The following is a 14710-nucleotide window of genomic DNA, read 5'->3' as shown; positions in this document are numbered from 1 at the left end:
CGTAACAAAAAAGACACTTAAAAGGGGAATCACTTAAACATATCTTTAATTCCACCAATAGAACCCATCAGGTTACTTGCCTCAAATGGCAGGTAAACAGTCTTCTGATTGTTATTCTGTGCAAGTTCTGTAAGCATCTGAATGTACTTCTGTGCAATAAGATAGTTTGCGGGATTCGTACTCTGACCAACAGCATCTGTAATCTTCTGAATGGCTATAGCCTCAGCCTCAGCCTTACGAATGCGTGCTTGCGCCTCACCTTCTGCGATGAGAATCTGCTGCTGTTTGTTTGCTTCAGCGCGGTTGATAGCTGCCTGTTTCTCACCTTCTGACTGGAGAATAGCCGACTGCTTCTGTCCTTCACTGGTAAGAATCGTAGCACGCTTATTACGTTCAGCCTGCATCTGCTTCTCCATTGCCTCAGAAACACTTGCTGGAGGAGTAATATCCTGAAGCTCAACACGATTCACCTTGATACCCCACTTATTTGTTGCATCGTCGAGGACAGAGCGCAACTTTGTATTAATCGTATCGCGAGATGTCAAAGTTTGATCAAGTTCCATCTCACCAATGATATTACGAAGCGTCGTCTGTGTCAACTTCTCAATAGCATTTGGAAGGTTATTAATCTCATATACAGCCTTGAACGGATCAACAATTTGGAAATAGAGCAGTGCATTAATCTGCATTTGAATATTATCCTTTGTAATCACATTCTGGCGGTCGAAGTCATACACCTGCTCACGCAAGTCAATTGAGTTTGTATAGGTATAACGACCTGCACGCAATGCAACAATATCCTTTGCCCGATCAATGAAAGGGAAAATGATGTTAACACCTGGGGCAAGCGTTGCATGGTACTTACCAAGTCGTTCAATAATCTTAGTCTCACTCTGTGAGATAATCACGATTGACATCTTAGCAAAAACTAATGCTAACACAACAATTGCAATCAGCACATAAGCTATCATATCCATAAGCATTAAAGTTTTTAATTTCCCCCACTCGTCTTTTTATCTTAACAAAGGGAGAAATCGAAGGTTATTATTTGTTTTATTTAATTATTATCAGATAACTTTCTAACAACGCTCAACCGTTGCAATTATAGAGTCAAGTCGTAAAATACGCACAGCAACACCTTGGTCAATTGCAGCACCATCAATAGACTGCGCCTTCCATGAGTCACCATCTATCTTTACTCTGCCGTATCCACCAGCCTCAATCGTATCTGTCACCTTCCCTTCACGACCAATCAATGCTTCAGCATTACTTAATCTCTTATCCGCACCTTGATGAAGATATTTAAGGGCTATCGGTCGTACCAAGAATATACTCAATACCGAAAAAATGACAAAGATTATCACGTGAATAACTATGCTATCTGTAAATGCAGAAGCAAGTGAGGCACATAAACTACCTATTGCAAAGCACATAAGGTAAAGGTCTCCATTCATCAACTCCAAAATCAGACAAACAAGACCTACTAATAACCATGTTAACCACAGGTTTTGTATCAGATAATCCATCATCGTTATAAAGGTTTAATTTCGTTTGTAAAGATAATAATAAAAGATGATTCTATCAAATCTTTCACAAAAAAATAACACTTTAACAGCTACTTACCCACTATCAGAAAAGCATTTCTTTACAAGGAATGTCATTACGTTCTTTTATCAAACAGTGATGATCATATAAAATTACGGCTATTTGCTTTCATTCTTGAAAAAAGCAAATAGCCGTAAGAAGATATCATAAATGATAGTTGAATAACTTTATCAACGTCTATTCGAGCGTTTAGAAGACGAAGAACCGCCTATATGTAATGTCCCAGACGACTGTGAATATCCAGCAGAAGAGACACGATTAGAGCCACGACCACGATAATATTTCTCAGCTTCTGGCAGCCACTTCTTGATATTCTCTATACGACGAGCATCAGAAGGGTGATCACTCAGAATCTCAGAACGATTACTATTAGTTGCTGCAGCCATTCGTTGCCAGAATGTTACGGCATTTGCTGGGTCATATCCAGCCATTGCAGCAAAGATAAGTCCCATATAATCAGCTTCACTTTCATTATCACGACTGTACTTCAAATTACGGAAAGAGAAGTATCCACCCGCTATCTGTGAAGCAATATCGCCTACTCCACTACCAACAGCCGAGTTCAAGACCGTACCCAAGATATTGGTTCCCATCTGCTGATTCATCTGCTTTGTAATCTGTTCAGCACTGTGCTTAGCTACAGCATGCGCAATCTCATGACCCAGAACGATTGCCAGACTTGCCTCGTTCTGTGTATAAGGCAATAAGCCCTCATAAACAACAATCTTACCACCAGGCATACAGAAAGCGTTAGCTTGCTTGTCTTGAACAAGATTAAACTCCCATTTGAAGTTATTAATCTCATTAGCATAACCATTGTTACGTAAGTAAGTCTCGACCGCATTAGCAAGGTTACGACCTACACGCTGAACCATAGCTGTATTCTTTGCATCAGTAGAACGCTTTGCTGATGCCATAAACTTTGTATATTCCTGATTACTGAGGCTAAGAAGCTGCGCATCAGAAACACTGATACGATGTGTACGACCCGTCAAAGGAACTTTTGAAGCCGTACCACAGGCTGTCATCAAAGCGACGACAGCTGCCATTAAGAAATACTTAATCTTCATTTTATTTACTGTTTTTTATAACTATCTTTTTGCGAAAGTACAACATTTTCTGTTAGGCACAAACAAAATCATGACTTTTTTATAAAGGTTAACGGCTGAAAACAAACCGTCAAAATTTTCATTATATGCGTTATTACACCATCTACTTTCTCTTCCCAATCTCTTTTGTCACAGGAATAAAGTAAGCCACAATAAAACTAATAATACCCAAGGTTGCAACTAGAAGGAAGAAGAGACGATAACCTACATACTCTTGCAAGAAACCCGTAAACCAGCCTGTCATCACTAAAGAGAAAGCTGTGATAGCTGTACCTAAGGAATAGGTAAATGTAGAGTGTTCACCTTTCGTACAATGAGCAAGCCATACGATATAAACCGTCAGTCCTAGTCCAGTTCCGAATTGCTCTACAATCATACTCATATTGATGATGGATAAGGTAGAAACAAAGTAATAGCTGAGATAGACAAAGATAAACTTCGGCAAAGTCAATGCAACCACAAACAGCCACCGCCATGGCTTCAAACCATCTTTCCTCACCAACGTAGCACCTAAAGCACAACCTCCAATCAAGGAGAATGTTCCTACTGTTCCTAACACCAGCCCAAGTTCCTGTGGTGAAAGCGCCAAACCGCCATTACTTCCGGGATCAATCAGGAAAAGAGGGGCTATTCTGAAAAACATCCCTTCAGGTATTAAGAAACAGAATAAGAAACATAAATTAGCCACATAATGAGGACGACGCACAAAGGCTGCCTTTACATCATGCCACCATTGACGCGTCACGCCGCTCCATATAGGGAGATTCGAATGAATATTATCTTTTGGAAGTGTGATTGTATGAAGTAGCATTAAGCAAGCTAACAATGCTGACAGAATCCAAAATATAGATGCCCATGAAGGTGCAATTCTTCTATAAATAACCTCCAAATTGCCTGCTATCGTAACAGGTATAGCCATTCCCACAATAATAGAGAGCAGGTAAGAAAGCACCCGAACACCAAAGAAAGCAGGACGATGGCGTAACGCAGCCTCACGCTTATAAAGTCTTTCGATAGCCACGTCATGCCAAGCCGCTACAGTTGCTATTATCATTAAGAAAAAGACAGTCCACTCGAACCAATTAGATGTTGTCGCAGTAAATGCCAAGCCGCCAAGACTTATCGCCATAACTAGTTCAGTTAGGATAATCCATGCATACTTACTCCAATAGGCAACAACAAATCTACCCAACAAAGGGCGGAGGATGAACGGCAGAAGCAACCAAGAACTTGTCAGCGTGATAGCACCATTCGATAATCCCATTCTATTGAAATAAACCAATGCCGTCATCAACAAAATAACATATGGCAGTCCACGTGTCAGATAGAGCGTTGGAAGCCAGAGCCAATAGCTACGCCACTGGCCTATAATTGGAATTCCGTTGATTATCTTCTGCTCCTCGTGCATCTTCGTATGCTTTATTTGTATTGTGCTTTAATAGCTGCTGTTTGATAATAATGATGAAGGATTTCGTCATATCGATAACCCCTCTCACCCATTACGGCAGCACCAATCTGACACAAGCCAACACCATGTCCCCATCCTGCACCAACAAGACGGATGTGCTGTGGAATGTCATTCACTATCTCACTACATTCTACCACGAAAGCAGAACTGTAGAGATGACTCTCACTCAACGTACGTCTTATCTCTAACTCCTTACCGATAATACGGGTAAGCTTTGTTCCTACAATCTTCAAACGAGTAATACGACCGCTCTTACCACGCTCCAAAGGCTGAAGGTCAATAATCTCTCCAAAATTAAGACCACTCTTACGACGAATTAGTTCGGCAAGTTCTGTTTGCTTGAAGTCTACTATCCAGCGATAAAAGTCTTGCGTTTCTTGATCATAGTTATTAAGAACTTGTCCCAAGACTGCCGCATCCTTTGTATTACAAAACGCTTCTGGAGACGACAGAATCCACTCCTGTGCCGTCTTCTCATCAGTGAGTTCTATTGTAGGGGCTGTCCCCAAAGGTGCATTGTCTACTACCGAGAGCAGGTATGGCTTATGAGTATTGTCCCAACAGTACTCATATTCCTCCGAAACACCTCCACAACACTTACTGAAACGGGCGTCACAAATTTCCTTTCCATTCATCAACAACTGTCCACGTGTAGCCTTGATAGCCTCTTCAACATGAGGACTCGTTGCCTTCGTAATACCCTGATAACGTTGACAATGGTCGTCCGCACAGACATCAAACAGTGTGTGAGCGTCGCTATCATACCATACCACACCCTCTTCATCCGACACTTTCATCGGTGCAGATGCTGTCTGAACACCCATTTCAATGGCTTTTCGTCTTCTCATCTGTACCAAAAGCCAACTGCGAGAGATAACAGCGTGTGCCTTCAAAAGCTCTAATGAAGAGGTAGCACTCATCTCACTTGAGATAACACTTGCAAGATAACGTTCTACAGGTAGCTCATTAATAGCCCAGAGCTTATCTCCATCGACGACAAAGCGCAGCTTGCCGAGGAAGGTTTGTGCCTCTTTACGCTCCCAATGGAAGTCTACACCGATAGTAACATCCTCCAAAGTGAAGGAAATATCATCATTTTGCGGAGTAAAACAAAGTTCCTGATAAGCCGCAGAATCCCACAGAATCTGTCCGTCATTGAACTTTACAATCTGTCTACCAGTCACCTCTTTGTTCCCTATTGTATAAGTACCATTCAGTTGAAAACGAATTTCGTCGCCGCTAACAATACCTACCGAAACTATAGGTTCTTGCTTCCAATCATCGAAGGCGAGGTCAACCGCCTTATTGCGAATCCGCTTTACGACTTCTGCCATCGCCTCATCTGACAGCGATACCTCACGTAAAACGGCCTTAGCACGCTCTGACGTCATCCCTTCAAAGTCGCTCTGACGAGGCAATATCAGCAATCCTGCCATATCCAAGCTACCTGGACTGACCAGACACTGTGCCTCTCCTTCTGCAGAATAGCAATCAGGGCGGTGCTTCTCACGTGGAAACACAACCGATACAAAGCCTTCCCCACTGCGCCATGCCACGATATTCATCATCGGTTCAGTCTCATCTTCCTTTATTGGAAGTGCTTCATATAAACGGCTAAATAGCTCAACATCATGCTTCTCTGTATGACTCACGATGGCAAAAGCAGGACAGATATAGTCTTTTATCTCGTAGATTCCCTCTGTATCATTCAGTTGTAAGAGCGGAACAGAAGTCTCGTAAAGCCTCTCCCAGTCACGTTGTAAAGGAAGGATACCACTTGTTCCTGCCTGAAAGTGCAGGTGGTCAGGTGCACTGGCTCCACACTTCGGTCCGTTATAGAACACCATCAGCTGCGGATAGGCTCTCAGCAAGCGATGTATCTGTACGTAATTCTCTGCAATTGCCTGCAGTTGATGATGACGAGAAGGGATAGTGAAATGAACAGGAAGGATTGGGAAAGGATTGACAAGGATGTCGAAGCCATTTCCGAAAGGCAGAACAATTTGTTCTTTTGGACGATTCTTCTCACAAAGGAAGCAAGGACGCTTAGCAAGCGTAGCCTTATCAATCTTCGCCCCCGTGCTCACCAAGCGTGCAGGATTGAATTGCGCAAGGGCTGAACCCACCTCACGCGTCTGCACACCCTTCAACTCTTCAAAACGTCTTGCAACGTCTTGCCACTGGTTCAGCTGGTTATGAAAAAAATCAGTCAGCCCTTTCTCTCTATCTTGATTCTGTTTCTGACGTGCCAGAATCTCAATTGTACGCAGCTGATCTTTATAGTGATTATTGGCATTTACCTTATCAATGCTCAAAACGGCATCACTGTTGCCACCCCAACGACGGCACAGGTAAAGTTCATCATAGATTCGTCCGATGCGGAAACGACGGCTGAAAGCCAAGCCCATAGCATAGTCTTCGCCATAACTTGTATTAGGGAATTGATGCTGACGAACCAAAGGAGTGAAGAAAGCACGTGGTGCACCGAGTCCATTGATACGTAAGGCATTGTTGCAACCATTATCCTCTGTCCACTCATTATGGCTAATCAAGCCCGGTGGAAGGGTATTAAGATCGAAGTCGCACATACGATAAGAACCTACAATCATTGCAGCCTTCTGCTCGTGAAAAGCATTGACAATAGCCTGCAAGGTATTCTCTGAAGAATAAAGGTCGTCACTATCCAACTGAACTGCAAAGCGACCACAATGCGCATCATTGATAGCATAGTTCCAACAGCCACCTATACCGAGGTCTGTACGTGTAGGAATAAGATGCACAAGACGTTCATCTGCAGCCAAAGAAGAGAGAATCTCAGTTGTTCCGTCTGTTGAATGGTTGTCAACAACAATAACATTAAAAGAAAAATCTGTCTTCTGAGAGAGGGCAGAGACTACCGCATCGCGCACTGTCTTCTCACGATTAAAAACGGGAATCACTACCGAAGCCTCAACAGGGAAAGCCTCAGCAGAAAAGTCTGGCTGTGCATATTGCGTTGTATCAACCAAGGCATTGATAGCAGAGAGGTGTGCTGTTGCCGCCTGCTCCATCTCAATCTGTACCTCACGGTTGCGAGGATTCACATAATCGAACTGCTTCTCGCCACTTGCACGTAGGTCATCTTCTTCCTCCGTATAAAGATATTCATTTAGATGGAAGAGTTCTCCCTTACGACTTAAGAATAGACGAAGGTCATACCAACCTGCAAACTGATAGTCCTTTGCCACTTCTCTCGCTGCATACTCCTTCAGATACTCAGTCTTAAGAAGTACAACAGAACCAAAATCGAAGTCATCACGGATGCTACCCAACTGATAGGCTGTAACAGGATGCTTCACCGTCTTGCCTGCTTCCACTGAATAATGGTCAGCATAAACCATTGCTGCACCAGTTTCCTCAGCCACCTGCAGCATTCGCTCAAGCGCATGATAACCTAACGTGATAGGTCCTTGCTTCAAATAAAGTAGGGCATAATCAGCTGTTGCTGTAGTCGCTATAAGGCGCATAGTAGCAAGGGAAAGCAAACCACCTGCCTGCAGCTGATGCGCATACTGAGGCAATACCTCTGTAGGCAGGACATCTGCAGCTAACGTATATATTTTCTTTACCACACCTGACTCGTACAACTGCGCAGCAAGTAACTGCATCATTGCAGCTGTGCTATACGGTAGAAAGCAATCTATCTGTTTCTTCTTTTCCATCTAAAAAGTGTTCTTTTATCTACTTGCAAAGATACTATAAAATCCCGTCTTACGTACGAAGATTCGAAAGAAAACAACTAACTGCGAATTATTTTCATGAAAAGAAATATTTATTTACGTGAAGAAAAATATTTTTTTTCGTGAAAAGAAATTCTTTTCTTCGTGAAAATAATTTGGAAGCAGTGGTGATACTGAACTTTTTCAGTAACTTTGCAGACAGAAAAAAGACATTAAAAGATAGTCAAAAGATGGAAAAAGAAAATCATATTGACCGTGCATTAGCTTTTATGGAGAACCTTGAAAAGCTTGGTGCACAGCTTCAAAAGGCTGATGAACAGCAGAAACTAATGCTGCAACAGATGCTAAGGAAGAGTCAGAACAACGAAACTGATACTGACGAATACCGCGACTTGGAGCAGAGAAGTAAGGACCTTCAAGCAATGATCAACAAGTGGCACCCCATCTATGAGGAACGTCTGAAGATGGTGAAAGAGGCACAGAAGGCTGCTAAGAAGTAAGGCTGACTGTAGAAGAACAAGACCTGAACAAGTTTGCTTCTCGCCTTTAAAAGGAAGTATGTGTCCCTTACTGCTACTCACCATCTCCTATTCAATATTGCAGAACTCCGCATATACAAACAAACTCCTTTAACTATCAAGAACAAATGAAGAAAGACTTATACAAAGACATCAGACTGTTCTTACTGATTATCATTGGTGTTAGTTTGTTTTTCTCATGTTCGTCTGTTCCTTCTGGAATAGCCGAAGAGATAACTTATCATGGAGAACAACTGCATCGCTATCTGACGATTATCAAAGACGTAACATCAAAAGCAGAGACGAGTAAGGACACTATCACCTATTATTGTAATCAAAAAGGGCAGCTCATCATAGAGCGTGTGGGTACAGACAGCTTAGATGATTACACTTACTCCTATGCTGGTGATACCATTCACATTCATAAGACGCATATTAAAGACCAGTTAGACGAACTCCTTGATGGCTATTATATAGTTAAGAACGGACTTATCGTAGAAGCGAATAACACTCCCGACTATTATACATACAGCTACGACAATAAGCGAAGACTCGTTTGTCGTGACACACCTAACACACTCTGTGGGAGACAAACCAACATCCTCCAATGGAAGGGAGAGAAGATCTTGCCTGATAAATTATTAAATATCACTTACAGAGATACTGGAGAGAAAACGAACTACCATAACCTCTATTACTTTTGGATGTTTGGTAGTGGTATAAGAATTCCCATCCCCTTCATCACCTTGGGCTATATGGGTGTTATTCCGAAAGGAGATATTAGCAGCTATAGCTTCAGTTCAAAAGATAAAGACTTCGATTTTAAGTCGCAACTGACAACGGAGTATGATAAGGAAGGACGTCCCACCCACATTGAAGAAGTGGTGACAACACTAAATAAAAATAACAAAGAGGAAAATAGCAAGTACGTTACAGAATACATCTGGTAAATATATACCAATATCAAAAAGCTTAAAACAGGATATGGAAAAGGAAAAGAAAAGTGGAGGAATGATGAGTGTTATCGCTGCCTTAGGTGCAAACATCTTGGTAGCGATATCAAAGTTTGTTGGTTTTGCTGTGTCTGGCTCAGCTGCAATGTTGAATGAGTCTATCCATAGTATCGTAGATTGTGGCAATGAAATACTACTGTTAGTAGGCAACCGACAGTCAACAGCGAAGATATCAGATAAACATCCGTTCGGACAAGCACGTGCTAAGTACTTCTATAGTTTGGTTGTTGCAATGATGTTGTTCTTTGCCGGTGGTGCCTTAGGTATCATGGAAGCAACAGAGAAACTGTTTCATCCAGAACATAGCATGGAGAACACATGGCTCGTCATTGGTATTCTGGCCTTCGGACTCTTAGTAGAAACTGTCAGTCTTAGGGTTGCCTTCAAGGAGATTAAGGAACTGAACAAGGACAATCTATCGCTTTATCGTTTCTTGCGAGAGAGCCGTCACAGTGAAATTCTCATCATCTTTGCAGAAGACAGTTGTGCTGTTGTTGGTCTGCTGATAGCCTTAGGCGGTACACTTCTGACCCACTTCACAGGTAATCCATTCTATGATGCCCTCTCGGGTGTATTGATTGGTGTGCTCCTCTGTGCTGCTGCGCTCTTCCTCGCACGTGAGTTCTACAGTCTTCTTATCGGTGAGAGTGTTACAGAAAAGGACCTAACACGTATCAAGGAGGCCTTCAACAGAAATGAAATAGACCGTCTCATCAACGTCAAGACCATTCATCTCGGTCCTACAGACATTCTTGTCACTGCAAAGATTGACGTTAAAAGCGAATACGAAGCACAAGTTCCTCAGTTGGTTAATGACATCGAGAAGAATATGCGTGCAGCCTTCCCTGACTACAAGATTTATATCTATATTGAGACGGATAAATATAAAGAAGATTATTAAAGACCTCTCCCCCAACCCCTCTCCGAGAGAGAGGGGAGTGCTGGACACAAGAGAAAATAATTTCTGTTACTATGTTTATTCGTCGTCCACAAACAATTTATCCCCTTACAAAGCGACATTTGTAAACTATTTTCATGTGATTCAAATTCAAAACATGCTCTTTCGGCTTCTAAAAGACGCCTAATTGACTTGCAATAGGTACCCTTTTGAGGGCTAACTAACGCCCTTTTGAAGTCCAATTAGGCACCTCTTCCTACATTACTTTACAACTAACTGACTATCTGCAAGTTACAAACACACCTTTTAGACATCTTTTACCGTTATTTATAGAGCCTTTACTTGGAAACATGTAATGATTTTTCAAACCCTTACCTGCGTTTTTTAAGTATAAAGGTAAAAAGGTTTTCTGTGTCGGAGGATAATAATAGAATAGACAGTTGACAGATTTAGCTATGTTTTTTGTCTAATGAATAATTTCGCTTCTTCTGTTAAATTTATACGAAAAGTATCCACGTATTTAACAACAGAACCAAATAATCGGGAGAAGGACTCATTAAGTATATAGCTTCAACTTTGAAATAAAAAGATTTTTGCTAAAAGGTTGTGTATATTCTTGGAAGTTCACAACCTTTTTTCTATATTTGCATTGAACAGAATAGGACTAAACTTTTAAATAGTTTCAGAGCGTATAAATCCACACAAGACATTAGAATAATTGGTTCTATTTACTTACAGCGTGATGAGATACATTGTTACAATGATTAATAAAAAGCTAAAAAACAGATCGTTATGAGTGTAGAAAATGTATTAAGTCGAATTTTAGAAATTGAGCACGGATTTCAACATATCATTGATGGAACTAATGAAATCCTTTCTTCAAATTCAAAAGAACAGTGCTTTAAATATGCCATCACTCTACTTGAACATAAAGCATATCAAGCACGAATGTTAGCTACATCAATATTGGGCAAATTAGCTACAACAGATAAAAAAGCTCTCTATTTTCTGAAAGAGCAAGTTTCTATCGATAAAAACTGGCGAGTACAAGAAATGCTTGCAAAAGCCTTTGACGAAATTTGCAAGTACAAAGGATATGAATCATCCTTACCTCTCATTGAAGAATGGATAAACGACAACAATCCAAATGTTGTTCGTGCTGTAACAGAGGGATTGAGAATTTGGACAAATCGACCATTTTTCAAAGAAAATCCAATGATTGCTATAGCATTGATCAGCAAACACAAAGAAGATGAAAGTGAGTATCTTAGGAAATCCGTAGGTAATGCGTTAAAGGATATAAGCAAAAAATATCCAGATTTGATACGGCAGGAGGTAACACAGTGGGATTTATCTAACCCACGAATATTCTTCACATATAAACTTGCAACTAAAATATTGAAATAAAGACTGCTTGTATATTTTGCATCTTTACTTTATTCAGTACATCTTGAACAAAATCAAAAAAAACAGAGGTGCATTCTTGCACACCTCTGTTTTATTATATTTACTTACCATTAATTACTTAAAAGTATGTTTACCTTCCTGCGCAGCAGGCTTAACAATAATCTCACGCTGCTTAGCATTTGTCATCACTTTCATAGCCACAGCTGTGATATCTTGTGGTGTAAGTGTCTTGAATACTGGTGCAGAAGCGGCATTGTCATTTGGAGAAAGCTCGTTGCCCGTCTCAGCATAGATGTTCAATAAAGCCATCCAAACTGATGGGTCACTGTTTGACTGTGATGCTGCACCTGATTGTTCCTCATCAACAGCCAAAGGTACCATTGCAGCCTTGAACTCATCTGCAGAGAAACGGCCAGCCTTCACATCATCAAGAATACTATAAACAAGGCTGACAGCTTTGTCAGCATTCTCTTTTGCTGTAGAAAGATGAATGTTAAGGTTCTCACCAGCTACTGGCTGTGAAGTATAGTTGCTCTGTACACCTACGGTATAAGTAAGGTGTTCTTTCTCACGCAATACATCAAAATAACGACGCTCCAAAAGTCCACGCATCACCTCCAAAGCAGCTTGCTCGCGCTCAGAAAGTTTCTGCTTATTAGCAAAGGAAATCTCAATCTCAGCCATGCCACCTTCTGTTTCTGTCTCAAAGGTACGCTTAATGACTGGCGTAGATGATGAGAAATCCATTGGCTGAATAGCTGTCTTCACAGGCTTACCTTCACCCTTGAGAGAACCGATATAGCGAAGCACCAACTCTTTTGCCTTTGCTTCAGGAATATCACCAATAAGACAATAGGTGAAACGTGATGCATCACCAAGGTGTGCCTGGAACTGTTCCTGTAACTTATCAAACTGAACTGACTTAAAGAAAGCCTCATCCTGACGTGGATTCATCGCACTAACTGGATAAAGCAACTGCTGGATAGAATCCTGTACGGCAGCCATACCTGTTGTTGCACGATTCTCATAGACGTAGAGGTTACGCTGGATGTACTTGTCAAAGGCTGACTTTGAGAAGTTCTGACGTGAGAGAATCAAATACAGATAGCTGAAGAAATCGTCAGCCTTGTCAACAGGTGCATTACCACCGATACCATCACTGTAGTCTTCCAATGAGAGGGAGAGATTGATATTCTTACCCTGCAACCACTGTGCTAACTGATTTCTATTATAATTATAGACACCAGACTGCATCAAGAGCGAACGCATTGCAGTGTAGTTAGCAATATCCTGTGCTGGAACAATAGACTTACCACCTTCTGCGGAACCAGCAAAGAGGAACTTACCACTCAACTCTGGAACATTACGATAAAGAACTTTTGCACCATTAGAGAGTGTCCACTCCTTTGCCTGCAAAGTCTTCAACTGCTTCTCAGAAACAATTTTTCCTCCTGCCAGAGGGAAGTCAATCAACTGACTGATAGGCTTCATACCATCAGCACGAGCCATATCGCTGAATGAACTCTTTTCCTTCAATGCAGCCATAAGATCATTCTCAGTGATATTCATCTCACTCTGTGACTTAGAATAAGTGACAAAAGCAAGGTTATTATCATTAAGCAATGACTTCATCCAAGCATTCATGTCCTCAACCTCCAACTCAACCAAAGTTTCAAGGTTACGGTTAATCTGTCCGCGGAAGTCTTGTACAGGAATATCATAGAGGAAGTTCTGACGGAAAAGCATCAAAGCATTGTCTGGTGTACCTAATCCTTTTGCTTCGAGGACATCCTTCATTCCATTGTACATCTTCTCCTTCTCAGCATTGAACTCAGCAGCAGTAAAGCCTTGGTCGCGCAAGTTATCACGTACAGCTAACATCTGCTGAAGCGCCTTCTGTTCATTACCCTGATAGGGAACCATGTCCCATGCCATCTGATAATAGTTTCGTACCAAAGGAGATAGACTCACCTCAGCAGCAATATAACTCTCCTTATCAGCATTCTTCAACATCACAAAGCGCTTTGGAGCCAATGTGTTGAAGAACTTAGTGAAGATAAACTGACGTACTCGGTCCTCTTCTGGAGCGTTGCCCTTCACCTCATAACGTTGATAAAGACCAAAAGAAGCACTCTTGTTCTCTGGGTCAATGAAACGCATATAGAGCGGTGTGGTATTGTCAGGAATTTGTCTTGTCTGTGGATTTACAGCAGGGGCTTGCTTAGCTGGCAATGTCTTGAAAACTGTCTGGATATTCTTTTCCATCTGGTCGACATCAACATCACCGATAACAGCAATAAACTGCATATTAGGACGGTACCACTTATCATAGAACTGCTTTACCTGCTTCTGCTGGAAGGTTTCCAATATCTTCTGTGAACCAATCACATTATGAGTAGCATAACCAGCATGATTATAAACAACAGGTGCAATAGCATCTGTTAGACGACGATCTACTCCCGAACGATGACGCCATTCCTCAAGGATAATACCACGTTCCTTTTCAATGTCTTTAGGGGTCATCTTGACGCCATGGCACCAGTCACGGAGCACCCAAAGCATATTCTCATTTAGCTTCATATCATTGGTTGGTACGTTATGAACGGCATAACGCGTATCATCAACACCTGTGAAAGCCTCAAAGTCATTGAGATTGTTACTGCGAAGGAAGTTCATCACACCATTAGGGAAGTGGTCTGTCGTATTGAAAGCCAAATGCTCTAACACGTGCGCCAATCCCATTTCCTCATCATTCTCCAAGATAGCACCTACATTCTGGTAGAGGTAGTATTGTGCCTCACCAGTAGCAGAACCATCATTATAGATATAATAAGTAAGCCCATTTGCCAGTTTTCCCTTTCGCAATCCATTCATCTGCGCATTGGCAGGACTAAAGGGGGAAAACAAAAAGCCTATGAGCAGTGCCAGTGGCACGCTCGATAGGCATTTAGTGATATTCTTGAACATAGTCAT

General features: G+C 41.6%; 10 protein-coding genes. 4 read left to right on the top strand and 6 right to left on the bottom strand.

From position 1 onward, the window contains the following. Positions 1-29: 29 nt before the first annotated feature. The 5 genes from J4856_RS07835 to J4856_RS07815 form a co-directional block, all read right to left on the bottom strand. Positions 30-977: an SPFH domain-containing protein gene (locus J4856_RS07835; protein WP_025837279.1), complete on the bottom strand. Its 948-nt coding sequence runs from the start codon at positions 975-977 to the stop codon at positions 30-32. A gap of 102 nt (positions 978-1079) precedes the next feature. Next, complete coding sequence (locus tag J4856_RS07830) at positions 1080-1529, bottom strand: NfeD family protein (protein WP_025837281.1); 450 nt, start codon at positions 1527-1529, stop codon at positions 1080-1082. A 246-nt stretch (positions 1530-1775) separates the two neighbouring features. Beyond that, the gene (locus J4856_RS07825; RefSeq protein ID WP_025837282.1) at positions 1776-2675 is read right to left on the bottom strand and encodes a M48 family metallopeptidase; all 900 of its coding nucleotides are present in this window, start codon (positions 2673-2675) and stop codon (positions 1776-1778) included. Positions 2676-2817: 142 nt separating this feature from the next. Then, positions 2818-4122: an MFS transporter gene (locus tag J4856_RS07820; protein ID WP_044081004.1), complete on the bottom strand. Its 1305-nt coding sequence runs from the start codon at positions 4120-4122 to the stop codon at positions 2818-2820. 11 nt (positions 4123-4133) lie between these two features. Next, the gene (locus J4856_RS07815; RefSeq protein ID WP_025837284.1) at positions 4134-7883 is read right to left on the bottom strand and encodes a DUF4922 domain-containing protein; all 3750 of its coding nucleotides are present in this window, start codon (positions 7881-7883) and stop codon (positions 4134-4136) included. 248 nt (positions 7884-8131) lie between these two features. Here J4856_RS07815 and J4856_RS07810 point away from each other — a divergent pair, with 248 nt between their 5' ends. The 4 genes from J4856_RS07810 (at position 8132) to J4856_RS07795 (ending at position 11737) form a co-directional block, all read left to right on the top strand. Beyond that, on the top strand, positions 8132-8401 hold the full coding sequence (locus tag J4856_RS07810) for a hypothetical protein (RefSeq protein WP_025837286.1): 270 nt from the start codon (positions 8132-8134) through the stop codon (positions 8399-8401). Positions 8402-8547: 146 nt separating this feature from the next. Then, positions 8548-9369, top strand: a complete 822-nt coding sequence (locus J4856_RS07805; protein WP_025837288.1) for a hypothetical protein — start codon at positions 8548-8550, stop codon at positions 9367-9369. A gap of 34 nt (positions 9370-9403) precedes the next feature. Beyond that, entirely contained in the window at positions 9404-10333 is a 930-nt protein-coding gene (locus J4856_RS07800) for a cation diffusion facilitator family transporter (RefSeq protein ID WP_025837289.1), read from the top strand. Positions 10334-11122: 789 nt separating this feature from the next. Continuing rightward, on the top strand, positions 11123-11737 hold the full coding sequence (locus tag J4856_RS07795) for a DNA alkylation repair protein (protein ID WP_025837291.1): 615 nt from the start codon (positions 11123-11125) through the stop codon (positions 11735-11737). 114 nt (positions 11738-11851) lie between these two features. Here J4856_RS07795 and J4856_RS07790 read toward each other — a convergent pair whose 3' ends face one another. Beyond that, the gene (locus J4856_RS07790; protein ID WP_065367829.1) at positions 11852-14704 is read right to left on the bottom strand and encodes a M16 family metallopeptidase; all 2853 of its coding nucleotides are present in this window, start codon (positions 14702-14704) and stop codon (positions 11852-11854) included. Positions 14705-14710: the final 6 nt, after the last annotated feature.

It is taken from the genome of Prevotella scopos JCM 17725 (assembly GCF_018127785.1).
Taxonomy (GTDB): domain Bacteria; phylum Bacteroidota; class Bacteroidia; order Bacteroidales; family Bacteroidaceae; genus Prevotella; species Prevotella scopos.
The sequence above is the reverse complement of the archived record's forward strand: the minus strand, read 5'-3'. Positions and strand labels throughout refer to the sequence as shown.

What these genes read in the sequence shown, in the direction of transcription:
- J4856_RS07810 (WP_025837286.1), top strand. Translation starts at nt 8,132, where the DNA reads ATGGAAAAAGAAAATCATATTGACCGTGCATTAGCTTTTATGGAGAAC.
- J4856_RS07820 (WP_044081004.1), bottom strand. Translation starts at nt 4,122, where the DNA reads ATGCACGAGGAGCAGAAGATAATCAACGGAATTCCAATTATAGGCCAG.
- J4856_RS07800 (WP_025837289.1), top strand. Translation starts at nt 9,404, where the DNA reads ATGGAAAAGGAAAAGAAAAGTGGAGGAATGATGAGTGTTATCGCTGCC.
- J4856_RS07795 (WP_025837291.1), top strand. Translation starts at nt 11,123, where the DNA reads ATGAGTGTAGAAAATGTATTAAGTCGAATTTTAGAAATTGAGCACGGA.
- J4856_RS07835 (WP_025837279.1), bottom strand. Translation starts at nt 977, where the DNA reads ATGGATATGATAGCTTATGTGCTGATTGCAATTGTTGTGTTAGCATTA.
- J4856_RS07790 (WP_065367829.1), bottom strand. Translation starts at nt 14,704, where the DNA reads ATGTTCAAGAATATCACTAAATGCCTATCGAGCGTGCCACTGGCACTG.
- J4856_RS07805 (WP_025837288.1), top strand. Translation starts at nt 8,548, where the DNA reads ATGAAGAAAGACTTATACAAAGACATCAGACTGTTCTTACTGATTATC.
- J4856_RS07815 (WP_025837284.1), bottom strand. Translation starts at nt 7,883, where the DNA reads ATGGAAAAGAAGAAACAGATAGATTGCTTTCTACCGTATAGCACAGCT.
- J4856_RS07830 (WP_025837281.1), bottom strand. Translation starts at nt 1,529, where the DNA reads ATGATGGATTATCTGATACAAAACCTGTGGTTAACATGGTTATTAGTA.
- J4856_RS07825 (WP_025837282.1), bottom strand. Translation starts at nt 2,675, where the DNA reads ATGAAGATTAAGTATTTCTTAATGGCAGCTGTCGTCGCTTTGATGACA.